This window comes from Pseudomonas farris (assembly GCF_019145235.1).
Classification (GTDB): Bacteria; Pseudomonadota; Gammaproteobacteria; order Pseudomonadales; family Pseudomonadaceae; genus Aquipseudomonas; species Aquipseudomonas farris.
The window spans coordinates 190,242-212,352 of record NZ_JAHSTV010000007.1 but is presented as its reverse complement, the minus strand read 5'-3'; the positions used below and the strand labels follow the sequence as shown (position 1 = coordinate 212,352).

General features: G+C 59.8%; 15 protein-coding genes. 6 read left to right on the top strand and 9 right to left on the bottom strand.

Annotation, left to right across the window (positions count from 1 at the left end; all coding sequences use genetic code 11):
* The first annotated feature begins 94 nt into the window (after positions 1-94).
* Complete coding sequence (locus KVG95_RS16710) at positions 95-760, top strand: LexA family protein (RefSeq protein ID WP_217857203.1); 666 nt, start codon at positions 95-97, stop codon at positions 758-760.
* 39 nt (positions 761-799) lie between these two features.
* Here KVG95_RS16710 and KVG95_RS16705 read toward each other — a convergent pair whose 3' ends face one another.
* From KVG95_RS16705 to KVG95_RS16690, 4 genes are read right to left on the bottom strand one after another with little or no spacing between them, the layout of a single operon-like run.
* Positions 800-2,755 (bottom strand): acetyl/propionyl/methylcrotonyl-CoA carboxylase subunit alpha, encoded by a 1,956-nt coding sequence (locus tag KVG95_RS16705; protein ID WP_217857202.1) that lies wholly within the window; start codon positions 2,753-2,755, stop codon positions 800-802.
* Positions 2,755-3,570, bottom strand: a complete 816-nt coding sequence (locus tag KVG95_RS16700) for a gamma-carboxygeranoyl-CoA hydratase (RefSeq protein ID WP_217857201.1) — start codon at positions 3,568-3,570, stop codon at positions 2,755-2,757. The genes KVG95_RS16705 and KVG95_RS16700 overlap by 1 nt, the downstream gene beginning before the upstream one ends.
* Positions 3,571-3,583: 13 nt before the next feature.
* Entirely contained in the window at positions 3,584-5,191 is a 1,608-nt protein-coding gene (locus KVG95_RS16695; protein WP_217857200.1) for a carboxyl transferase domain-containing protein, read from the bottom strand.
* A gap of 12 nt (positions 5,192-5,203) precedes the next feature.
* A complete protein-coding gene (locus tag KVG95_RS16690) occupies positions 5,204-6,367 on the bottom strand; it encodes an isovaleryl-CoA dehydrogenase (RefSeq protein WP_217857199.1) in 1,164 nt (387 codons plus the stop codon).
* A gap of 328 nt (positions 6,368-6,695) precedes the next feature.
* Between KVG95_RS16690 and KVG95_RS16685 the strand changes: the two genes are divergently transcribed.
* Complete coding sequence (locus KVG95_RS16685) at positions 6,696-8,393, top strand: AMP-binding protein (RefSeq protein ID WP_217857198.1); 1,698 nt, start codon at positions 6,696-6,698, stop codon at positions 8,391-8,393.
* Between the two features lie 675 nt (positions 8,394-9,068).
* Here KVG95_RS16685 and KVG95_RS16680 read toward each other — a convergent pair.
* The 3 genes from KVG95_RS16680 to KVG95_RS16670 all read right to left on the bottom strand — a co-directional run bounded on the left by KVG95_RS16680 (position 9,069) and on the right by KVG95_RS16670 (position 11,657).
* On the bottom strand, positions 9,069-9,968 hold the full coding sequence (locus tag KVG95_RS16680) for a hydroxymethylglutaryl-CoA lyase (protein WP_201060941.1): 900 nt from the start codon (positions 9,966-9,968) through the stop codon (positions 9,069-9,071).
* Between the two features lie 160 nt (positions 9,969-10,128).
* Complete coding sequence (locus KVG95_RS16675; RefSeq protein WP_008068244.1) at positions 10,129-10,530, bottom strand: MerR family transcriptional regulator; 402 nt, start codon at positions 10,528-10,530, stop codon at positions 10,129-10,131.
* A 197-nt stretch (positions 10,531-10,727) separates the two neighbouring features.
* Complete coding sequence (locus KVG95_RS16670; RefSeq protein WP_123720450.1) at positions 10,728-11,657, bottom strand: LysR family transcriptional regulator; 930 nt, start codon at positions 11,655-11,657, stop codon at positions 10,728-10,730.
* A gap of 169 nt (positions 11,658-11,826) precedes the next feature.
* Between KVG95_RS16670 and KVG95_RS16665 the strand changes: the two genes are divergently transcribed.
* Positions 11,827-13,056: an acyl-CoA dehydrogenase gene (locus KVG95_RS16665; protein ID WP_030130892.1), complete on the top strand. Its 1,230-nt coding sequence runs from the start codon at positions 11,827-11,829 to the stop codon at positions 13,054-13,056.
* A 133-nt stretch (positions 13,057-13,189) separates the two neighbouring features.
* Here the strand turns inward: KVG95_RS16665 and KVG95_RS16660 are convergent, their stop codons facing one another.
* Together KVG95_RS16660 and xthA are read right to left on the bottom strand one after the other, a co-directional pair.
* Positions 13,190-14,530, bottom strand: coding sequence for a substrate-binding domain-containing protein (locus KVG95_RS16660; RefSeq protein ID WP_217857197.1), 1,341 nt, complete (start codon positions 14,528-14,530; stop codon positions 13,190-13,192).
* 190 nt (positions 14,531-14,720) lie between these two features.
* The gene (xthA, locus tag KVG95_RS16655) at positions 14,721-15,533 is read right to left on the bottom strand and encodes an exodeoxyribonuclease III (protein WP_123358309.1); all 813 of its coding nucleotides are present in this window, start codon (positions 15,531-15,533) and stop codon (positions 14,721-14,723) included.
* Between the two features lie 431 nt (positions 15,534-15,964).
* Here xthA and KVG95_RS16650 point away from each other — a divergent pair, with 431 nt between their 5' ends.
* From KVG95_RS16650 to KVG95_RS16640, 3 genes are all read left to right on the top strand, one after another.
* The gene (locus KVG95_RS16650) at positions 15,965-16,615 is read left to right on the top strand and encodes a GNAT family N-acetyltransferase (protein ID WP_123496620.1); all 651 of its coding nucleotides are present in this window, start codon (positions 15,965-15,967) and stop codon (positions 16,613-16,615) included.
* 65 nt (positions 16,616-16,680) lie between these two features.
* Complete coding sequence (locus tag KVG95_RS16645; RefSeq protein WP_217857196.1) at positions 16,681-18,408, top strand: autotransporter assembly complex protein TamA; 1,728 nt, start codon at positions 16,681-16,683, stop codon at positions 18,406-18,408.
* Positions 18,405-22,079 (top strand): translocation/assembly module TamB domain-containing protein, encoded by a 3,675-nt coding sequence (locus KVG95_RS16640; RefSeq protein WP_217857195.1) that lies wholly within the window; start codon positions 18,405-18,407, stop codon positions 22,077-22,079. The genes KVG95_RS16645 and KVG95_RS16640 overlap by 4 nt, the downstream gene beginning before the upstream one ends.
* The last annotated feature ends 32 nt before the right edge of the window (positions 22,080-22,111 follow it).

The window sequence follows — 22,111 nt, the reverse complement described above, 5'->3', positions numbered from 1 at the left end:
GAGCCCAGCTTAGTACGTACTGTATTTGTGTCTTGAATTTAAATACTACAATTTGTGTTTTGTTGGTCGGAGTACCCCACGTATCGTGCCGCACATGGATAAATGGATTGAATTGGTCAAGGCCAAAATGAGTGAACTCAAAGTCACTCAAGAGATACTCGCCGAGCGCATCGGAATGTCCCAGGGCGGCGTCGGCCATTGGCTGAATAAACGTCGTCAGCCCCGCATCCAAGAGATGAACCGTGTCTTGCAGGCGTTGGGGATGGACTATCTGGAAGTCGCGATGGTGATCAGGGAACCGCAGGTCTCACAGGATGAAGAGATCCCTCTGACGCAAAAGTACAACCCGTACTTTCGCTACCCGGTCAGTGACTGGCGGGAAACCGGGGAGGTGCGCGACGGAGAGTTATTGAGCTACGGCGCTTCATCGGCTGTCAGCAAGCCGCGCTTCGAGCTGTCCGATTACCACGCACAGGGCGCGGCGTTCTGGTTGGTGGTGGTTGGCGATGCGATGACCGCACCCACGGGTGTGAGCATTGCTGCGGACATGTTGATTCTGGTGGACCCGGCCATCGTGCCGGAGCCTGGCAAACTGGTGATCGCCCAATGGCCCGGCAGCGCCGAGGCGGTTTTTCGTAAACTGATCGAAGAGGGCGGGCAGCGTTATCTGGTCCCGCTCAATCCGACCTATCCGAAAGCCCTTTACACCGAAGAATGCCGAATCATCGGCGTAGTGGTTCAGGCGACTGCCAAATTCTAATCAGATCGGTCCTCGCAACGCGTAGGACCGATCTTCATTTCACGCGTGTTCCAACTCCACCAACGCACTGCCTTCGCTGACCATCTCGCCTTCCTGGCAATACAACGCCTTGATCACTCCGGCGTGGGGCGCGCGAATGCTGTGCTCCATTTTCATCGCTTCCAGCACTACCAATTGCGCCCCGGCGTCGACCGTCTGCCCGGCCTCCACCAGCACTCGCACGATGCTGCCGTTCATGGGCGCGGTGAGTCCGCCCTGATGGCTGTGACTGGCTTCGACGGCACTGATCGGGTCATACGACTCGATGCGGCGCAGCTCACCGTCCCATTGCAGATACAGCGTATCGCCACGGAGGATGGCCCGATGCTGGCGGCGCAAACCATTGTGTTCGGTCAGCAGGTATTCACCCTTGAGCTGCGCGGTATGAGCGTCGGCATCCCCCAGGGTCAGCGCCAGGTCTTGCCCTTCGCAACTCAAATGCAGGGTGATTTCTGTCGGCAGTCCGGCACGGAATCCGTTGCCAATACCCCAAGGCGAACTCAGGTCATCAGCGCGGGTCGTGCTCGGCTGGCTCTGGGCAAATGCCTGCGCGGCCGCTTGCCAGAATTCATCGCTGAGGTCTGAAGGTGCTGGCAACAGTTGTTCCTGATAACGCGGAATGAACCCGGTATCCAGTTCGGCCGCGGCAAACGCCGGGTGGGCGATGATCCGGCGCAGGAAGTTGATGTTGGTCTTCAGTCCACCGATGGCAAACTCGTCAAGCATGCTCAGCAACCGCAGCCGCGCTTGTTCACGGTCTTCGCCCCAGGCAATCAGCTTGCCGAGCATCGGGTCGTAAAAGGGCGAAATCTCATCGCCTTCTTCAACGCCACTGTCCACGCGACGCCCCGGTCCTTCGGCAGACTCGCGGTACAACGCCAGACGTCCGGTGGCCGGTAGAAAATCGTTGCTTGGGTCTTCGGCATACAGTCGCACTTCGATCGCGTGACCGATCAGCGGCACCTGATCTTGAGTCATCGGCAGCGCTTCACCGCGGGCCACGCGAATCTGCCAGGCCACCAGGTCAAGGCCGGTGATCGCTTCAGTGACAGGGTGTTCGACTTGCAGGCGTGTGTTCATCTCCATGAAGAAGAACTCACCGCGCGCATCCAGCAAAAACTCCACGGTGCCGGCGCCGACGTAACCGATGGCCTGTGCCGAGCGCACGGCAGCTTCGCCCATCGCGCGACGCAGTTCCGGGCTCAGACCCGGAGCCGGTGCTTCCTCGACAACTTTCTGATGCCTACGCTGGATCGAGCAATCACGTTCGTTGAGGTACAGACAGTTGCCATGCTGATCGGCGAATACCTGGATTTCCACGTGGCGTGGTTTGAGCAGGTACTTCTCCACCAACATCCGCGAGTCGCCGAATGAGGACTGCGCTTCACGTTGCGCCGAGGCCAGAGCTTCGGCCAGCTGGCCGACATCCTCGACCACTTTCATGCCTTTGCCGCCGCCACCCGCGGTGGCCTTGAGCAGCACCGGATAACCGATGCGTTCGCAGGCGTCGCGGAAGGTGTCGAGGTCTTGGGCTTCGCCGTGATAGCCGGGCACCAGAGGTACACCGGCGGTTTCCATCAAGGCTTTGGCCGCGGACTTGCTGCCCATGGCGTCAATGGCCGAAGCGGGCGGGCCGAGGAAGATCAGGCCGGCCGCTTCGATCGCGCGGGCGAACCCGGCGTTTTCCGAGAGAAAACCATAACCGGGATGAATCGCCTGAGCGCCGCTGGCTTTCGCGGCAGCGATCAGTTTGTCGATTTGCAGGTAACTGTCGGCGGCTTTGCTGCCGCCCAGGTCGACGCGGATATCCGCTTCTCGGCTGTGCCGGGCGTCACGGTCGGTGGCGCTGTGCACGGCCACGGTGGTCAGGCCCAGGGCTTTGGCGGTGCGCATTACTCGGCAAGCGATTTCTCCGCGATTGGCCACCAGCAGAGTGGTGAGAACAGGTGCGCTCATCAACGCGGCTCCTTGAGGGTGGTTTCGGCTTGCCAGTTCGGCGGACGTTTTTGCAGGAAGGCGCGCAGGCCTTCCTGGCCTTCCGGACTGACACGGATTCGGGCGATGGCGTTCTCGGTGTAGCGCCGCAGCGCTGGGGTCAGCGCGCCGTGGCCGACCTCACGCAACAAGTCCTTGCTGGCGCGCATGGCCGCCGGGCTGTTGAGCAGCAGGTTGTCGACCCACTGATCGACTTTCTGCTCCAGTTCAGTCATCGGGTAGCTCTCCGACAACAAACCGATCTCCCGAGCCCGTTGCCCGCCGAAACGTTCGGCGGTCAAGGCATAGCGCCGTGCCGCGCGCTCGCCGATGGCTTGCACCACGAACGGGCTGATGACCGCCGGCGCGAGGCCGATACGCACTTCCGACAGGCAGAACTGCGCGTCGTCGGCACCGATGGCCATGTCACAGCAACTGATCAGACCCAGCGCGCCGCCATAGGCCGCGCCTTGCACTACCGCCACGGTCGGGATTTTCAGCTTGGCGAGGTTGTACATCAACTCCGCGAGCTCCCGGGCATCGTCGAGGTTGGTGTGGTAATCGAGTTCGGCCGATTGCTGCATCCAGGCCAGATCGGCGCCGGCGCTGAAATGCTTGCCGCGACCGCGGATCAACAGAAAACGCAGGCTGGCATCGCTCGACACTTTGTCCAGAGCGAGGATCAGTTCGCGGATCATTTCGGCGTTGAAGGCGTTGTTCTTTTCTTCACGGCTGAGCCAGAGGGTGGCGAAACCACGCGGGTCGGTCTGCAGTTCGAGGGTGTTGAAGTCGCTCATGGTTTTCTCCAGATCACATCCGGAACACGCCGAAGCGGCTCGGTTCGATAGGCGCATTCAGCGACGCCGACAAGGCCAGGGCCAACACATCGCGGGTCTGCGCCGGGTCGATGACACCGTCGTCCCACAGTCGAGCGCTGGAATAATAGGGATGCCCCTGTTCTTCGTATTGATCGAGGATCGGTTGCTTGATCTCGGCTTCCTGCTCGGCGCTGAAACCATGACCACTGCGCTCGGCCTGCTCACGCTTGACCTGCACCAGCACGCCCGCTGCCTGTTCGGCCCCCATCACGCCAATCCGTGCGTTCGGCCACATCCACAGGAAGCGTGGATCGTAAGCCCGCCCACACATGCCGTAATTCCCGGCGCCGAAGCTGCCGCCGATGATCACGGTGAATTTCGGCACCTTGGCACAGGCCACGGCGGTCACCAGTTTCGCGCCATGTTTGGCGATGCCGCCGGCTTCGTATTTCTGGCCGACCATGAAACCGGTGATGTTTTGCAGGAACAGCAACGGAATACCGCGCTGGCAGGCCAGTTCAATAAAGTGCGCGCCTTTCTGCGCGGCTTCGGCAAACAGGATGCCGTTGTTGGCGAGGATCGCGATCGGGTAACCGTGCAGGTGGGCAAAACCGCACACCAATGTCGTGCCGAACAATGCCTTGAATTCATCGAACACCGAGCCGTCCACCAGGCGCGCGATCACTTCGCGCACGTCGAATGGTTGCTTGGCATCTGCCGACACCACGCCGTACAACTCATCACTGCTGTACAGCGGCGCGATCGGCGTGTGTTGTTGCAGTTCACCGAGCTTGCGCCAATTGAGGTTGGCGACGCTGCGCCGGGCCAAGGCGAGGGCGTGTTCATCGCTCTCGGCGTAATGGTCGGCGACCCCGGAAATCTTGCAGTGCACATCGGCCCCGCCGAGGTCTTCGGCGCTGACCACTTCACCCGTCGCGGCTTTCACCAGTGGTGGGCCGGCGAGGAAAATCGTTGCCTGCTGACGAACCATGATCGCTTCGTCGGCCATCGCTGGTACGTAGGCGCCACCGGCGGTGCACGAGCCCATGACCACCGCGATCTGCGGAATGCCCATGGCGCTCATGTTGGCCTGGTTGAAGAAGATCCGCCCGAAGTGTTCGCGGTCCGGGAACACTTCGTCTTGACGCGGCAAGTTGGCGCCGCCGGAGTCCACCAGATAGATGCAGGGCAGGCGATTTTGCTGGGCGATGGTTTGTGCGCGCAGGTGTTTTTTCACGGTCAGCGGATAGTACGAGCCGCCTTTTACGGTGGCATCGTTGGCGACGATCATGCATTCGACGCCTTCCACCCGACCGATTCCGGCAATCACGCCAGCGGCGGGAACGTCTTCTCCGTACACCGCATAAGCCGCCAATTGACTGATTTCGAGAAATGGCGAACCCGGATCGAGCAGACGATTGATCCGTTCACGCGGCAGCAATTTGCCTCGCGAGGTGTGGCGTTCTTGAGCCTTCGGGCCGCCACCTTGCTGCACTTGCGCGAGCAGGGAGTGCAGGGCGTCGACCTGTTTGAGCATCGCCGCGCTGTTGGCCGCGAACTCCGCCGAACGGGGGTTGAGCTGGGTATGCAGAATAGCCATGTGCAGCTCCGTTTAGCGGGTTTCGTTGAACAGTTCGCGACCGATCAACATGCGGCGGATCTCACTGGTGCCGGCGCCGATTTCGTACAACTTGGCGTCACGCAGCAGACGACCTGCCGGGAATTCGTTGATGTAGCCGTTACCGCCGAGAATCTGGATCGCGTCGAGGGCCATTCGGGTCGCGCATTCGGCGCTGTAGAGGATCACTCCGGCGGCGTCCTTGCGGGCAGTTTCGCCGCGCTCGCAGGCCTGGGCCACTGCATAGAGGTAGGCGCGGCTGGCATTGAGTTGGGTGTACATGTCGGCGACTTTGCCCTGGATCAGCTGGAATTCGCCGATGCTCTGGCCGAACTGTTTGCGGTCGTGGATGTACGGCACGATCAGGTCCATGCAGGCCTGCATGATCCCGGTCGGCCCGCCCGAGAGCACAACGCGCTCGTAGTCGAGGCCACTCATCAGCACTTTCACGCCGCCGTTGAGCACGCCGAGGATGTTTTCTTCCGGCACTTCGACGTCATCAAAAAACAGCTCGCAGGTGTTCGAACCGCGCATGCCGAGCTTGTCGAATTTGTTGCTGCGGCTGAAGCCTTTCCAGTCGCGCTCGACGATGAACGCGGTGATGCCGTGCGGACCTTTTTCCAGGTCGGTCTTGGCATAGATCACATAAGTGTTGGCGTCGGGGCCGTTGGTGATCCAGGTTTTGCTGCCGTTGAGCACGTAGTGGTCGCCACGTTTGTCGGCGCGCAGTTTCATCGACACCACGTCGGAGCCGGCATTCGGTTCGCTCATGGCCAGGGCACCGATGTGCTCGCCGCTAATCAGTTTTGGCAGGTATTTGCTTTTCTGTTCGTGTGTACCGTTGCGATTGATCTGGTTGACGCAGAGGTTGGAGTGGGCGCCGTAAGACAGGGCGACCGAGGCCGAACCACGGCTGATTTCTTCCATGGCGACGACGTGCGCCAGATAGCCCAGGCCCGCGCCGCCGTACTCTTCCGGCACGGTGATACCCAGCAGGCCCATGTCGCCGAATTTGCGCCACAGGTCGGCGGGGAACAGGTTGTCGATGTCGATCTGAGCAGCGCGCGGGGCGATCTCTTTGGCGACGAAGGACTGAACCTGTTCGCGCAGCATGTCGATGGTTTCACCGAGGGCAAAGTTCAGGGATGGGTAGCTCATGGGGCACCTTTTGGCTTTTTTGTAGGGTGGGGAGGGCAGTGATTCGGCTCTCACCTTTACGTTAACGTAAGCCTGTGACGAATGGCTGTCAATCACCCTTTACGTTAACGTCAACTTGAGCGAGAGTAGAGCCAGTTCTGAAAGACCAGCGTCGCACTCTGTGGCGAGGGGAGCTTGTGTGGCGAGGGGGCTTGCCCCCGTTCGAGTGCGCAGCGCTCGCAGATCTTGGGTCCGCTGCGCGGCCCAACGGGGGCAAGCCCCCTCGCCACACAAGCCCGCTCCCACAGGTCGCCGGTCAAACCCACTAATAAAGACAATAGGGGTCGTCATGGATCAACCCAGTGCAAGCCCGCAGCGCAGCTATACCCGTGGTTCCCAGGATAAAGCCTTGCTGGCGATGACCATCGGTCAGGCATTCGATAACACGGTCGCGCAATACCCGAACGGGGAGGCGCTGGTCGTGCGCCATCAGCAGCTGCGCTACACCTGGCAGCAGCTGTCAGAGGCCGTCGATGTGCATGCCAGAGCATTTTTGGCGTTGGGGTTGCAGACTGGTGACCGGCTCGGCATCTGGGCGCCGAATTGTGCTCAATGGTGCATCAGTCAGTTCGCCAGCGCGAAAATCGGCGTGATCCTGGTCAACATCAATCCGGCTTACCGCAGTTCCGAACTCGAATACGTGTTGAAGCAGTCCGGTTGCCAATGGCTGGTCTGTGCCGGTGCCTTCAAGACCTCCGACTATCACGGCATGTTGCAAGGGCTGGTACCGGAACTGGCGGAGCAATCCATCGGCCAGTTGCAGAGCGAACGCCTGCCGGAACTGCGTGGGGTGATCAGCCTGGATGCGCAGCCGCCATCGGGTTTCCTGCCGTGGTCGCAGCTGGCCGATCTGGCGGCCAGCGTGTCGGTCGAACAATTGCGCGAACGCCAGGACAGCCTGCATTTCGATCAAGCGGTCAACATCCAGTACACCTCCGGCACCACCGGATTCCCCAAGGGCGCGACCCTCAGCCACTACAACATTCTCAACAACGGTTACATGGTCGGCGAAAGCCTCGGGCTGACGGCCAATGATCGGCTGGTGATTCCGGTGCCGCTGTATCACTGCTTCGGCATGGTCATGGGCAATCTTGGCTGCGTCACCCACGCCAGCACCATGATTTACCCCAACGACGCCTTCGATCCATTGCTGACGCTGAGCACCGTCGCCGAAGAAAAAGCCACCGCGCTTTACGGCGTGCCGACCATGTTCATCGCCATGCTCGATCAGCCCAAGCGCGCCGAGTTTGATTTGTCGAGCCTGCGCACCGGGATCATGGCCGGGGCGACCTGTCCGATCGAGGTGATGCGCCGGGTTATCAGCGAAATGCACATGAGCGAAGTGCAGATTGCCTACGGCATGACGGAAACCAGCCCTGTGTCTTTGCAGACCGGTCCGTCAGACGAGCTGGAGTTGCGCGTCACCACCGTTGGTCGAACCCAGCCGCAACTGGAAAGCAAAATCATCGACGAGGCGGACAACCTGGTACCGCGCGGCACCATTGGTGAGCTGTGTACTCGGGGCTACAGCGTGATGCTCGGCTACTGGAATAACCCGCAAGGCACCGCCGAGGCTATCGATGAGGCGGGCTGGATGCACACCGGTGATCTGGCGAGCATGAACGACGAAGGCTACGTGTGCATCGCCGGGCGTAACAAAGACATGATCATCCGCGGCGGTGAGAATGTTTACCCAAGAGAACTGGAAGAGTTCTTCTTCACCCATCCGGCGGTAGCCGACGTGCAGGTGATCGGCATTCCTTGCTCCCGCTACGGCGAAGAGATCGTTGCCTGGATCAAATTCCACCCCGGCCACAGCGCCACCGAGCAGGAGCTGCAAGCCTGGTGCAAGGAGCGCATTGCGCACTTCAAGACACCGCGTTACTTCAAGTTCGTCGAGGAGTTTCCGATGACGGTGACCGGCAAGATCCAGAAGTTTCGGATGCGTGAGATCAGCATCGAGGAGCTGCGCATCAACAAAGACTGACACATAACCAGTGTGGGAGCGGGCTTGCTCGCGAATGCGGTCGATCAGTCACCATCAGTATTGACTGACACACCGCATTCGCGAGCAAGCCCGTTCCTACATTTGGATCGAGAAAAACCGGAAGGCAAGAAAGCACAAAGGGGAGCCGAAGCTCCCCTTTAATTTTGTCGTACGTGCTCTTTTTTTATTATTGAGGGGCGGTCTGTTGTTGTTTTTGGTAACCGTGGCCCTTTACCGCTGTTTTTGTCGATCCCCATCCGGGATCAAGAGCAAACGTATTTTTTTGAGCGCTGATCTACTTTTTCGCTAAGCGATCCAACCAGTTCGGGAGCTACCTGAAGGTAGTTTTATTGTTCTCTGCCCGGTTGCGGGTTACTTCGAAAAGCACCCTGAAAAGCACATCCTCTCCAAAAAAATCTGTTAGCTGCGTCTCTGCCGTGTTGTTCTTGTTATGTCAGAGTCGTTACGTCTTATTTTTATTGGTTTGCAGTTTTTATTCTTGTTATGCCATAGAGATAGCAGAAGCCGTGCCAACTTTTAAAAATCCTTTAAATTCAATGGTTTGGGTTTTTACCAAGATTTTTCAGCCGATCCAAACCTGACAATTTGTTTCCGTGTTACTCGTTTCCGCCCACGTTTCAGCACACGCGGTAACACCTGGACACATCCACACTGTCACTGCGCACTGCGGGCTTTGGCCACGCGCGAACCGGTAGGACGTCCCAGCACCGCGCAAATCTGTTGGCCGGCCCGAATCAAGGCGTCCAGGTCGATGCCGGTCTCGATACCCAGGCCGTTGAGCAGGTAAACCACGTCTTCGGTCGCGACATTACCGCTGGCGCCTTTGGCGTATGGGCAGCCGCCGAGGCCGGCGATGGAGCTGTCGAACACCGCGATGCCTTCCAGCAGGCTGGCGTAGATGTTGGCCATGGCTTGGCCATAGGTATCGTGAAAGTGTCCGGCCAGTTTTTCACGTGGTACGTCAGCCGAAACCACTTCGAACATCTTGCGGGTCGCGCCAGCGGTGCCGGTGCCGATGGTGTCTCCCAGCGAAACCTCGTAGCAGCCCATCGCATAGAGCTCGCGAGCAACCCGGGCGACTTGTTCCGGTGCGATGTCACCTTCGTAAGGGCAGCCCAGCACGCAGGACACGTAACCGCGCACGCTGACGCCGTGTTGTTTGGCGGCGTCCATGATCGGCACGAAGCGCTCCAGGCTCTCGCTGATCGAGCAGTTGATGTTGCGCTGGGAAAACGCTTCGGACGCTGCGGCGAACACGGCGACTTCCTTGACCCCGGCGGCGATGGCGTCTTCAAAGCCCCGCAGGTTGGGGGCGAGGGCGCCGTAGGTTACGCCCGGCTTGCGCTGGATCTGCGCGAAGACCTCGGCGGAACCGGCCATTTGCGGCACCCATTTGGGCGAGACGAAACTGCCGACTTCTATATAACCCAGACCTGCGGCTGTCAGCGCGTCGACCAGTTGCACCTTGTCCGCAACGCTGATGGGCTGGGCTTCGTTTTGCAGACCGTCGCGAGGGCCGACTTCGACCAGGCGTACGTGAGTGGGTAGGGACATGGAGTATTCACCTGTAGTTGTGGGCGAGCGACGATCTACTGTGGGAGCGGGCTTGCTCGCGAAGGCGTCGGGCCAGCCGACATCAGTGTTGAATGACAGACCGCTTTCGCGAGCAAGTCGGATCGCCGCACCGCCGCTCCCACACTGAATCGGCGTACGATTATTGGACCGCTTGCTGGCTCTTGATCGTTTGCTCCAAGGCCTGAGTGCAGCGCTCCTCGGCCGTGTCGAGTTCCAGTTTCATCTGTTCAATGTCCAGCAATTGCTGTTCGAGTTGTTCCCGACGCTCGGCGATTTTCGCCAGCATGCTGTGCAGTTGCTTGGTGTTACCGCTGGAGGGGTCATAAAGCTCGATCAGCTCGCGGCATTCGGCCAGGGAAAAACCAATGCGCTTACCCCGCAGGATCAGCTTCAGGCTGACCTTGTCACGGGGCGAATAAATGCGTTCCTGGCCACGACGCTCGGGGCTGAGCAGGCCTTGCTCTTCATAGAAGCGAATGGCCCGGGTGGTGATGTCGAGCTCGCGGGCGAGGTCGGAAATGCTATAGGTCTGGCTGCTCATGGAAGCGCTCGAAAAAGGTCATGGCGCTAAGCTAATGGCAGGTTGACGTTTACGTCAAGGGGCATGGATCTTCATTGGTATCACCGGCCTCTTCGCGAGCAAGCCCGCTCCCACAGGTGACCGCGTTCTCTCAGGGGAATGCGATCAAAATGTGGGAGCGGGCTTGCTCGCGAAGAACGATGACGCGGTCCAAAGTCCTACACCTTATCGAACTTCTTCTCATGCGCCGTAACCTGCTGACATAACTCGATCATCTGCTCGCGCATCCAGCGGTTGGCCGGGTCCTGGTCAGTACTTTCGTGCCAGTAGAGGTGGGTTTCCACCGGCGGAACTTCTTTGACCGGCAGGTTCACCGAGTACAAGTCATGGCGACGGGCGAAGCGTTCCGGCACGGTCATGACCATGTCGGTCTGCTGCAACACCTGGGACGCCATCAGGTAGTGCTGGGAGCGCAGGGCGATCTTGCGCTGGATGCCCATTTTGCCCAGGGCCAGGTCGACATAACCCAGACCGCTGCGGCGGCTGGAAATATGGATGTGGGTCAGGGACAGATAATCGTCGAGGGTGAATTTTTCTTTGCCCGCCAACGGATGCCCCTTGCGCATGGCGCACACGTAACGGTCCTCCATCAACTTGACGTGGCGCACCTGCGGGTCAGTGTTGAGCGGCGCATCCACCGCGAAATCGAGACGACCGGCGGCCAATTCCTTGGTGGTCTCGCGACGTTTGGACAAGAAGCTTTCGATGATCACCGTCGGCGCCAGGCGTCGCAGGCGCTGGAACAGCGGCGGCAGGATCACCGCTTCAGTGAGGTCGGTCATGCTAATGCGGTAGGTCTTGACCGCCTGCAACGGGTTGAAGATGCGGCTTTCCTGCACCGACACCCGCAGCAAGGAGAGGGCATTGCGCACAGGGCCGATGATGTTCTGCGCCATCGGCGTCGGCACCATGCCTTGGGCAGTACGCACGAAAAGCGGATCGTTGAAGGTCTCGCGCAGACGGGCCAGAGCGTTCGAGACTGCCGGTTGAGTAATGCCGACAATCTGCCCGGCGCGAGTCAGATTGGCTTCGGTGTAGATCGCGTCGAAGACGATAAAAAGGTTGAGGTCGACCTTGCTCAGATTCATTGCGCTGCGCTCTCTGCTTCTTGTTTTAGGAAGGTGGCTCGATCAGTCGATCATATATCGGTGATGAATGTTAATACACGCCGAGAATAGGCTAGGTAAATTATCAACGCTGTTCTAGCATCGAATGCATGCCCTGAACAACCTCCCTTAAGTAAGAAGGTAGCTGCCCATGGATTTCGCTTATTCGCCCAAAGTGCAAGAACTGCGTGAGCGCGTAACCGCGTTCATGGACACCTACGTTTATCCCGCTGAAGCGGTGTTCGAACGCCAGGTCGCCGAGGGCGATCGCTGGCAGCCGACGGCGATCATGGAAGAACTCAAACTCAAGGCCAAAGCTGAAGGTCTGTGGAATTTGTTTCTGCCTGAATCCGAACTCGGTGCCGGCCTGACCAACCTCGAATATGCGCCATTGGCGGAAATCATGGGCCGCTCGCTGCTGGGCCCTGAACCGTTCAACTGCTCCGCGCCAGACACCGGCAACATGGAAGTGCTGGTGCGTTACGCCAATGAAGAACAGAAGCAGCGCTGGCTCGAACCGCTATTGCGCGGCGAGATCCGCTCGGCATTCGCCATGACCGAGCCGGATGTGGCTTCGTCCGACGCTACCAACATGGCCGCCCGCGCTGTGCGTGATGGCGATGAATGGGTGATCAACGGCAAGAAATGGTGGACCTCTGGCGCCTGCGATCCACGCTGCAAGATTTTGATCTTCATGGGCCTGAGCAATCCGGATGCACCGCGCCATGCGCAGCACTCGATGATTCTGGTGCCGGTGGACACCCCAGGCGTGAAGATTGTGCGTCCGCTGCCGGTGTTCGGTTATGACGACGCGCCTCACGGTCACGCCGAAGTGCTGTTCGAAAACGTCCGGGTGCCGTACGAAAACGTCCTGTTGGGTGAAGGACGCGGCTTCGAAATTGCTCAGGGGCGCCTCGGCCCAGGCCGGATTCACCACTGCATGCGTTCGATCGGCATGGCCGAGCGTGCGTTGGAGTTGATGTGCAAACGTGCGGTCAACCGCACCGCGTTTGGCAAACCTTTGGCACGCCTGGGCGGTAACATCGACAAAATCGCCGACTCACGGATGGAGATCGACATGGCGCGCCTGCTGACGTTGAAAGCGGCGTACATGATGGACACCGTCGGCAACAAGGTGGCGAAGAGCGAAATCGCACAGATCAAAGTCGTCGCGCCGAACGTGGCATTGCGGGTGATCGACCGGGCGATCCAGATCCATGGCGGGGCAGGGGTTTCCAACGATTTCCCGCTGGCTTACATGTATGCGATGCAACGCACCCTGCGCCTGGCCGACGGCCCGGACGAAGTGCACCGCGCGGCGATCGGCAAGTTCGAGATCGGCAAGTATGTGCCTAAAGAGATGATGCGTAGCGGTCAGTAAATCCGCGGCGCCTGCCATTCGCGAGCAAGCCCGCTCCCACATTTTGACCGAGTTCTTTCAGGAGAATGCGGTGGAATGTGGGAGCGGGCTTGCTCGCGAATGCGTCAGACCTTTCACCACGAGGGTGTCTGGTTCAATACACCCAAACCTCAACCCGCCGATTCTTGATCCGCCCTTCATCTCCGCTGTTGGTCGCCACCGGCATCTCGGCGCCGAAACCACGAATCTCGCGAAACACCACGCCGCTTTTCACCAGTTCTCGCCGCACCGCCATGGCCCGCAGTTTCGACAGCAGGTCAGCCCGAGCGGGGTCGCTCTTGGCGTCGCCAAACCCCACCAGCGTCACCTGCCGATTGGTTTTGTCGTGCTGCTCTATATAGTCGAGCACCCGCGACAGGTCCTGTCGGGCCTTGTTGTCCAGCGTCGCGCTGCCTTCTTCGAAACGGAAGTTCACCGTCAGCCGCTGGGCATGACGGCTGAGCGCCTGATAACCCTCGGGCATCAGCGCATTCGGTGTGACGGCCATGGCCTGAACCGTCTGCGCGATAAACCCATTGGCTGCGACGATCGCCTGGCCTTTGCTGCTTTGGGCAAACTTCACTAAGGCCTTGGCCCAGGGATTTTTCCCGGTCGGCGGTAGGTAAAAGAACAGCCGACGGGACAGCGGGTAATCTTCCGTCGCGATCAGGCTATTGAGCGGCAGCATGGCTTGGGAGTCGCCATCGACGATGGCCACGGCTTTGGCCTCGCGCACATAAGGCAAACCGATGAAGCCGATGGCTTGCGGGTCCAGACTGACCGCGTCGGACAATTGCTCGCTGGATTCGAAGCGTTTTGCATTGCCGCTCAGGGTTTTCCCACGCGGGCTGAGGACCAATTCCTTGAACGTGTCATAGGTGCCCGATTGATCATCCCGCGCATAGAGATGAATCATCCCACCGGTGCCGCCCAGTTCTTCCCAGGTTTTCACTTCGCCGCTGAAGATCCGCGCCAGTTGTACGGTGTTGAGTTGTTTCAGCGGATTGAGCGGATGAAGGATGATTGCCAGCCCGTCGATGGCGATGACTTGCTCGGCAATCGGGCTTTTCAGGTCGCCCAGCCGTTGGAGATCCAGCCGTTCGCTGTCCTTGATCGGGCGCGAGGAGGCCGCGAGATCGGCAGAAGCGTTTTTCAGGGCTTTGAATCCTGTGCTGGAGCCGTGGGCCGCGACCTCCACCTCGACTCGGCGTCCCTGAACGGTTTCGCCGACGATGCGTTGTTCGTTGGCTTTGTCCGGGGCTTCGCGATGAACCTTGAGCAGGCCCTGTTCACGCATCAACCCCTCGACCAGCGCCGGGCCCAATGCCGCGCCAATGGTGTTGGAACCCTGGATGCGCAGCACCGGGCCACGTTCGGGCGTCGGCAAATCGCCGGCCGATACCGTTAACGGCAGCAGGGCGGCGAGCATCGACAGAAACAACACGCGCAGCGTCATGCCGGCACCTTATAAGCCTGGGAAAGTGCCGGGAGAATAAGTCAGTAAGGTTTCTGAACGATGACAGTTACCAAGTGTGGGAGCGGGCTTGCTCGCGAAGACGGTCGATCATTCAACATTGATGTCGACTGACCCAGCGCCTTCGCGAGCAAGCCCGCTCCCACATTAGCCTTGTGTAGATTTTGTAGGATCAGCTCAACTCAAGCCAGATCGGCGCGTGGTCGGAAGGTTTTTCCATCCCGCGCAGATCGTAATCCACGCCGGCATCCTTCACTCGCGGCAACAACCCATGGGACGCCATGATCAGGTCAATCCGCAGCCCGCGCTTGGGCTCATCCTCAAAACCACGGCTACGGTAGTCGAACCAGCTGAAACGGTCGGCAACGTCCGGGTTCAGGTGACGGAAACTGTCCACCAGGCCCCAATTCTTCAGGCGGGCCATCCATTCGCGTTCTTCGGGCAGGAAGCTGCATTTGCCGGTTTTCAGCCAGCGTTTCATGTTGTCCGGGCCGATGCCGATGTCGCAGTCTTCCGGGGAAATGTTCACATCGCCCATCACCACAATCGGCTGGTCGTTGCTGAACTGGCTTTCCAGCAACTGCTGCAAATCGCTGTAGAAACGTTCCTTGGCCGGGAATTTGGTGGGGTGATCGCGGCTTTCACCCTGTGGGAAATAGCCGTTCATGATGGTCACCGGCACGCCATTGGCGTCGGCGAAAGTGCCCCAGATGAAGCGCCGCTGAGCGTCTTCTTCGTCAGTGGTGAAGCCTTTGTACAAGGCAATCGGTTCCTGGCGCGAGAGCAGGGCCACGCCGTAGTGGCCTTTTTGCCCATGGAAATGCACGTGATAACCCAGTGCCTGAACCTCGGCCAGGGGAAACTGATCGTCGTGGACCTTGGTTTCCTGCAATCCGATCACGTCTGGTTGATGTTTCTCAATCAGCGCCGCCAGCTGATGCGGGCGAGCGCGCAGCCCGTTGATGTTGAAGGAGACGATCTTCATGGTCGGCAGTCCTGGCAAAAGTGCGATGCTAGCTGACATGTAGGAATGGGGCCAGCCTTGGGGTGAGGCGATTCGTTGTGTTCTGTCAGAGATGATGTGTTGGCAGATCGGGCCTCTTCGCGGGCAAGCCACGCTCCCACAGTGTCCGTGGCGTACACAAAATCTGTGAACGCCACTGAAACTGTGGGAGAGATGTGTTGGCAGATCGGGCCTCTTCGCGGGCAAGCCCGCTCCCACAGTGTCCGTGGCGTACACAAAATCTATGAGCGCCACGGATACTGTGGGAGCGTGGCTTGCCCGCGAAGGCGTCAGCCCAGTCGATGAAGATCCCGGCTTGGTCTATACCTGTGTGGGGAACTGTGAAGCCACCCAAAGGCTCGTACCAATAAGAACGCGGCCTTCTGAGCCGCGCCCAGGGGAGATCTACCGTTATGCCCGAAACCTCGACCGCCATTGCCGATATTCACATGCTCGACAGCGGCTATTCCCGCGAAGCACGCTCCCTGTTGTACCAGGCGTACCGGCACGAGCCGACGTTCGGCTACCTGTTCGAAGCCGAGCGCCCTGGTTATGAACAACGGGTAAGGGCAACGGTGCGCGAACTGGTCAAACAGCACTTTTTGCAGGATTTGCCGGCCATCGGCCTGCTGGTAAACGACCGCTTGATCGGCATCGCCCTGATCGCACCGCCGCAACGCCGCTTGGGCATCACCGAAAGCTGGGCCTGGCGCTTGCGGATGGTGCTCAGCACCGGGTTTCGCTGCACCCGACGCTACCTCGATTACCACGCCGCCGTAATGGCGTGCGTGCCGTCCGATTCGGTACACGTTTTGCCATTGCTGGGGGTTCATCCGCAATTCCAGGGCAAGCACTTTGGCGAACAATTGCTGCAAGCGGTGCACAATTGGTGCGCGGTCGATGAACACTCCCAAGGCGTGATCCTCGACACCGGGAATCCTCGCTATCTGGAGTTCTATAAGCGTCAGGGCTATGAGGAAATCGGCGAAGTGGCGGTAGGACCGATTCTTGAACACGTGTTTTTCCACGCAAATCCGCAGGTGTTACAAACGGCAACGGCATAACGGTAGAACTTTCAGCGCACGTCAGGCTCTATCACGCTCCCAAGCTCGTGATAGCATCCGCGCCTATGAAGTTTCCACGAAGATTTACCAGTGGCGTGCTGATGCTGATTTCCAGCTGCGCGGCGCTGGCGCAAAGTGAATTGGATGTGCGGATCAAACCGTCCAACGATGAACTGAAGGCCAATATAGAAGGCTATATCGGTAGCCTCGGCGATCGCGATGAAGAAGCCTTGCTGCGCTTCAGTCGCGGCGCCGAAGAACAGGCGCGCAAGGCCGCCCAGGCTTTGGGTTATTACCAGCCGCAAATCGACAGCGACGTGAAGGGCGGCAAGACACCGCGCCTGGTGCTGAACATCGAGCCCGGCGAGCCCATCCATTTGCGCAACGTCACGGTGCGCATCGACGGCCCGGCGGCCTCGTTCAAATCCTTTCGTGTACCGAAAAGCGACCTGCTGAAACCCGGCGCAGTGCTTAACCATGGCCGTTACGAGGACGCCAAGCGGTTGATCCAGAACCAGGCCTCGCGCTACGGCTTTTTCAGTGGGCGCTTCACCCGCCAGAAACTGTTGGTAGACCCGCGTGCCGGCGTCGCCGACATCGAATTGATCTACGACAGCGGCCCGCGCTATGCGCTGGGCAAGGTCAGTTTTGAAGGCGATACGCCGTTCGACGAAGACCTGCTGCAACGCATGGTGCCGTTCAAGGCCGGTACGCCCTATGATTCCGAACTGATCGCCGAACTCAATCAGGCGCTGCAATCGAGCGGCTATTTCGAGGGCGTGCGCGTGGACGCAGCGCCGACCGCGTCCAAGGACGACGTGATCCCGGTGGCGGTCAAACTGGATACCCGCAAGCCACGGACCATGGGGCTCGGCCTGGGTTTCTCCACCGACGTCGGTCCACGGGTCAAAGCCAACTGGACCCGCCATTGGGTTAATCCTCAGGGGCACAGCTATGGCTGGGAGGCCGAGATTTCAGCGCCACGGCAGAACGTCGGGCTGTTTTATGACGTTCCGCTGGACCCACCATTGACCGACAAACTGCGCTTTGCCGGTGGTTATCAATATGAAGAAATCGCTGGCACCGATACCCTCAGCAAACTGCTGACCCTCGGCCCCGAGTGGCACAGCAAGTTGCCCAGCGGCTGGCAGCGGGTGGTGTCGCTCAAGTGGCAACGCGAGGAATACAAACTCGGTGACGATTCGGGGCTCAGCACCTTACTGATGCCCGGCGTGAGTTATTCGTACCTGAAAAGCGATAACCGCATCGATCCGCACAACGGTTATCGCCTGCAATTCGAAACCAAAGTCGCCAAGGAAGGATTGGGTTCGGACACCAACTTGCTCTACGGCACGGCGCTGGTCAAAGGCCTGACCACGGTCTTCGACAAACACCGCTTGCTCGGTCGGGTGCAGGTCGGCGGCAGCGCCACCAACGGCTACAAATCCGTGCCGCCGTCCTTGCGCTTCTTCGCCGGTGGCGATCAGAGCGTGCGCGGTTACGATTACCAGAGCCTGTCCCCGGAAAACTCCGATGGCGACCGTATCGGTGGCCGCTACATGGTGGCCGGCAGCGTCGAGTATCAATACTCTGTCGCCGAAAAATGGCGGGTCGCAACCTTCATCGACCAGGGTAACTCCTTCAACACACTCGAATTGCCGAACCTCAAGACCGGTGTCGGTATCGGCGTACGCTGGGTTTCGCCGGTGGGGCCGATTCGCCTCGACCTGGCCCACGCGATGGACGACGACGGCGGCATTCGACTGCACTTTTCCATGGGGCCTGAGCTGTGAAGCGTGGTTTGAAAATAACGCTGCTGGCGATTCCGGCGCTGCTGATGCTGATCGTGCTGACACTGATCAGCGTGCTGGGCACTCCGACGGGCAGTCGCTGGGCGCTGGGGTTTGTGCCGGGTTTGGCCGTGGAGAATTTCCAGGGCCGTTTGGGTGGGCAGTGGAGCGCCGATCATCTGGTGTGGCAGCAGAACAGCAGCCGGGTTGAGCTGAACAAAGCGATTTTCGCCTGGTCGCCGCTGTGCCTGATGCGCATGACGTTGTGCATCGAGCAATTGCAGGCCGAGCAGGTCAGCCTGCAATTCCCGCCGAGCGTGGAAGAGGAAAGCAGCGGCCCGATCAGTCTGCCGGACTTGAAATTGCCGCTGGCCATCGAATTGGGCGACGTCAAAATCGGCCGCCTGCTGTTCAACGGCAGTGAAGAACTCAAGGGGCTGCAACTGGCGGCGCACTGGACCGAGAAGGGGTTGCAGATCGACTCGGTGCATTTGCAGCGTGATGAACTGAGCCTGAACCTGTCCGGCCTGTTGCGACCGAGCGGTAACTGGCCGCTGACCGCTGAAGGCAAACTGACCTTGCCGTCGCCGGGTACCGAACCATGGGCACTGGCCCTGAAGGTCGACGGTGATTTGCTGAAAACCCTGAACTTGAAAGCCGACAGCAGCGGCTACTTGAACGGCCAACTCACTGGCGAGCTGCAACCACTGGCGGAAAACCTGCCTGCCAAAGTGCGCATCACCGCCGACGGCTTCAAACCCAGCGCCGATCTACCGGATACCTTGCAACTCAATCAACTGGAACTCACCGGCGACGGCGACCTGAAAAACGGTTACCAGTTGGTCGGCAAAGCCACGTTGCCCGCCGAGCTTGGCCCGGTTGCGCTGGTGCTGCAAGGCAAGGTCGACGCCAAGGGCGCGCAAATCGCCGGCCTTGATCTGACGGCCAACGACAAACAAAGCCTCAAGCTCACAGGGCTTGTGGACTGGAGCAAAGGCCTGAGTGCTGAAGCGAAAATCGACTGGCTGGATTTCCCGTGGCACCGTCTCTATCCGCTGATCGACGAGCCGCAAGTGGCGCTGCGCAGTTTCAACGGTGAGGTCTCCTACACCGACGGCAACTACATCGGTAACTTCAAAGCCGCACTGGATGGCCCGGCCGGGGCGTTCAGTCTGAACAGCCCGTTCAGCGGCGATCTGACCAAAATCCACCTGCCGCAATTCAAACTCGAAGCCGGACAGGGCAAGGCCGAAGGGCATTTGAACCTGCAGTTTGCCGACGGTATCGCCTGGGATACGGCGCTGGACCTCTCGGCAATCAACCCGGCGTACTGGCTCGCGGAGTTGCCAGGCACCTTGGCCGGCCCGTTACGCAGCAAGGGTGAGATGAAGAATGAAAAACTCAGCCTGACCGCCGACCTGGACCTGAAAGGCAAGCTGCGCGGGCAACCGGCCGTATTGCAAGCCAAGGCCGATGGCGGTGGCGAGCAATGGAACCTCAGCACATTGCAGATTCGCCTCGGTGACAACAGCATCAACGGCCAAGGCAGCCTGCAACAGAAACTCGCCGGCCGGATCGACATCAAGATGCCGCGTCTGGCCCAGCTCTGGCCGCAACTGCGTGGTCAGCTCAATGGTCGGGTCGATGTCGCCGGCACGCTCAAAGCGCCACAAGGCAAACTCGGCCTGCAAGGCACGCAACTGGCCTTCGAAGACAATCGTCTGCAAAGCCTCAATCTGGACGCCACACTCGACAACGCTCAGCGGGCGAAGATCGACCTCAAAGGCAGCGGCATTCAGACCGGCGATACGTCACTGGGCACGTTGACCGCCAGTGGTCAGGGCGACATCAAAAACCAGAAACTCGCCCTCGACCTGCAAGGACCGAAGCTGAAACTGGCGCTCGGTCTCGACGGCACGCTGGATAAGGGCAATTGGCGCGGGCGTCTGGCCAGTGGCGATATCCAGGCTGGCGGTCAGGACTGGAAGCTGCAAAATCCGGCGAAGCTTGAGCGACTGGCGGACGGTAAAATCAACTTCGGCGCCCATTGCTGGATGTCCGGCCCGGCCAGTCTGTGCGGCGAAGACCAGCGCTTGATGCCCGAGCCGAAGCTGCGTTATCACCTCAAGCAGTTCCCGATCGACAGTTTGGCGCAATGGTTGCCTAAGGATTTTGCCTGGAAGGGCAAGCTCAACGCCGACCTGCAACTGGACCTGCCGGCCAGCGGCCCGAACGGCCAGATCAGCATCGACGCCAGTGGCGGCACCTTGCGTATGCGCGAGAAGGAGCAATGGCTGGAATTCCCGTACCAGACCCTGAAACTCACCAGCAAACTCACGCCAAAACGCATCGACACCGACCTCAACTTTGTCGGCGGCAAGCTCGGTGAACTGATGGTTCAGGCGCAGATCAACCCGCTGCCGAAGAACAAACCGCTGACCGGTTCATTCCGCCTCAGTGGTCTGGACTTGTCGGTGGCGCGGCCGTTTGTGCCGATGGTCGAGAAACTCACCGGGCATTTGAGCGGCAGCGGCACATTGTCCGGCGGACTGCTGGCGCCGCTGGTCAATGGCAACCTTGAGCTGCGCGACGGTGAAATCTCCGGGCCTGAACTGCCGATGGCGCTCGAAGCCTTGCAACTTCAAGCCGTGATTGCCGGGGAAACCGTGCAACTGAACGGCGGTTGGAAAAGCGGCAAGGCCGGGCAGGGCAGCCTCAATGGCAACATCGCCTGGGGCCAGGCGCTGGTCGTGGATCTGGCGCTCAAGGGCTCGCAGTTGCCGGTCACCGTCGAACCCTACGCCGCGCTGGAAGTCGCGCCGGACCTGAAGATCTCCATGAAGGACGACAGACTGGCAATCGTCGGCAAAGTGCTGGTGCCCAAGGGTGAAATCACCGTGCGCGAACTGCCGCCGTCCACGGTCAAGGTCTCCGATGACACGGTAATCGTCGGTCAGCAGACCGAAGAAGGTAAACCGCCGATGGCCATGGCGATGGACATCGATGTAGTGGTCGGGCAGGACAAACTCAGCTTTGCCGGATTCGGCTTGACTGCCAACCTGCAAGGCCAGGTGCACATCGGCGACAACATGGACACCCGTGGCGAGCTGTGGCTCAACGACGGACGTTATCGCGCCTACGGTCAGCGACTGACGGTGCGCCGGGCGCGATTGCTGTTTGCAGGTCCGATCGATCAGCCATACCTGGACATCGAAGCGATTCGCCAGACAGACGACGTCATCGCCGGCATTCGCCTGAGTGGCAGCGCCGAGCAGCCGACCACGCAGATCTTTTCCGAACCGGCGATGAGTCAGGAGCAGGCGTTATCCTATCTGGTGCTGGGGCGTCCGCTAAGCACCACTGGTGAAGACAACAACATGCTCGCCCAGGCCGCTCTCGGGTTGGGTTTGATGGGTAGTTCGGGGGTGACTAGCGGGTTGGCCAAGGATCTGGGTATTCAGGACTTCCAGCTCGATACTCAAGGCAGCGGCGCCAACACCGCCGTGGTAGCCAGCGGCAACATTTCGGAAAAACTCAGCCTGCGTTATGGCGTCGGGGTTTTCGAACCGGCCAACACCATCGCCTTGCGCTACAAACTGAGCAAAAAGGTCTACCTCGAAGCCGCCAGCGGCGTGGCCAGTTCGCTGGACATCTTCTACAAGCGGGATTTCTAGCCCTTCAAGATCAAAGGATGTGAGACTTCAAG

Bases quoted from the DNA above. Each gene is read 5' to 3' on its own strand.
- KVG95_RS16650 (WP_123496620.1), top strand. From the start codon at position 15,965: ATGCCCGAAACCTCGACCGCCATTGCCGATATTCACATGCTCGACAGC.
- KVG95_RS16705 (WP_217857202.1), bottom strand. From the start codon at position 2,755: ATGAGCGCACCTGTTCTCACCACTCTGCTGGTGGCCAATCGCGGAGAA.
- KVG95_RS16645 (WP_217857196.1), top strand. From the start codon at position 16,681: ATGAAGTTTCCACGAAGATTTACCAGTGGCGTGCTGATGCTGATTTCC.
- KVG95_RS16675 (WP_008068244.1), bottom strand. From the start codon at position 10,530: ATGAGCAGCCAGACCTATAGCATTTCCGACCTCGCCCGCGAGCTCGAC.
- KVG95_RS16710 (WP_217857203.1), top strand. From the start codon at position 95: ATGGATAAATGGATTGAATTGGTCAAGGCCAAAATGAGTGAACTCAAA.
- KVG95_RS16690 (WP_217857199.1), bottom strand. From the start codon at position 6,367: ATGAGCTACCCATCCCTGAACTTTGCCCTCGGTGAAACCATCGACATG.
- KVG95_RS16700 (WP_217857201.1), bottom strand. From the start codon at position 3,570: ATGAGCGACTTCAACACCCTCGAACTGCAGACCGACCCGCGTGGTTTC.
- KVG95_RS16680 (WP_201060941.1), bottom strand. From the start codon at position 9,968: ATGTCCCTACCCACTCACGTACGCCTGGTCGAAGTCGGCCCTCGCGAC.
- xthA (WP_123358309.1), bottom strand. From the start codon at position 15,533: ATGAAGATCGTCTCCTTCAACATCAACGGGCTGCGCGCTCGCCCGCAT.
- KVG95_RS16670 (WP_123720450.1), bottom strand. From the start codon at position 11,657: ATGAATCTGAGCAAGGTCGACCTCAACCTTTTTATCGTCTTCGACGCG.
- KVG95_RS16695 (WP_217857200.1), bottom strand. From the start codon at position 5,191: ATGGCTATTCTGCATACCCAGCTCAACCCCCGTTCGGCGGAGTTCGCG.
- KVG95_RS16660 (WP_217857197.1), bottom strand. From the start codon at position 14,530: ATGACGCTGCGCGTGTTGTTTCTGTCGATGCTCGCCGCCCTGCTGCCG.
- KVG95_RS16685 (WP_217857198.1), top strand. From the start codon at position 6,696: ATGGATCAACCCAGTGCAAGCCCGCAGCGCAGCTATACCCGTGGTTCC.
- KVG95_RS16665 (WP_030130892.1), top strand. From the start codon at position 11,827: ATGGATTTCGCTTATTCGCCCAAAGTGCAAGAACTGCGTGAGCGCGTA.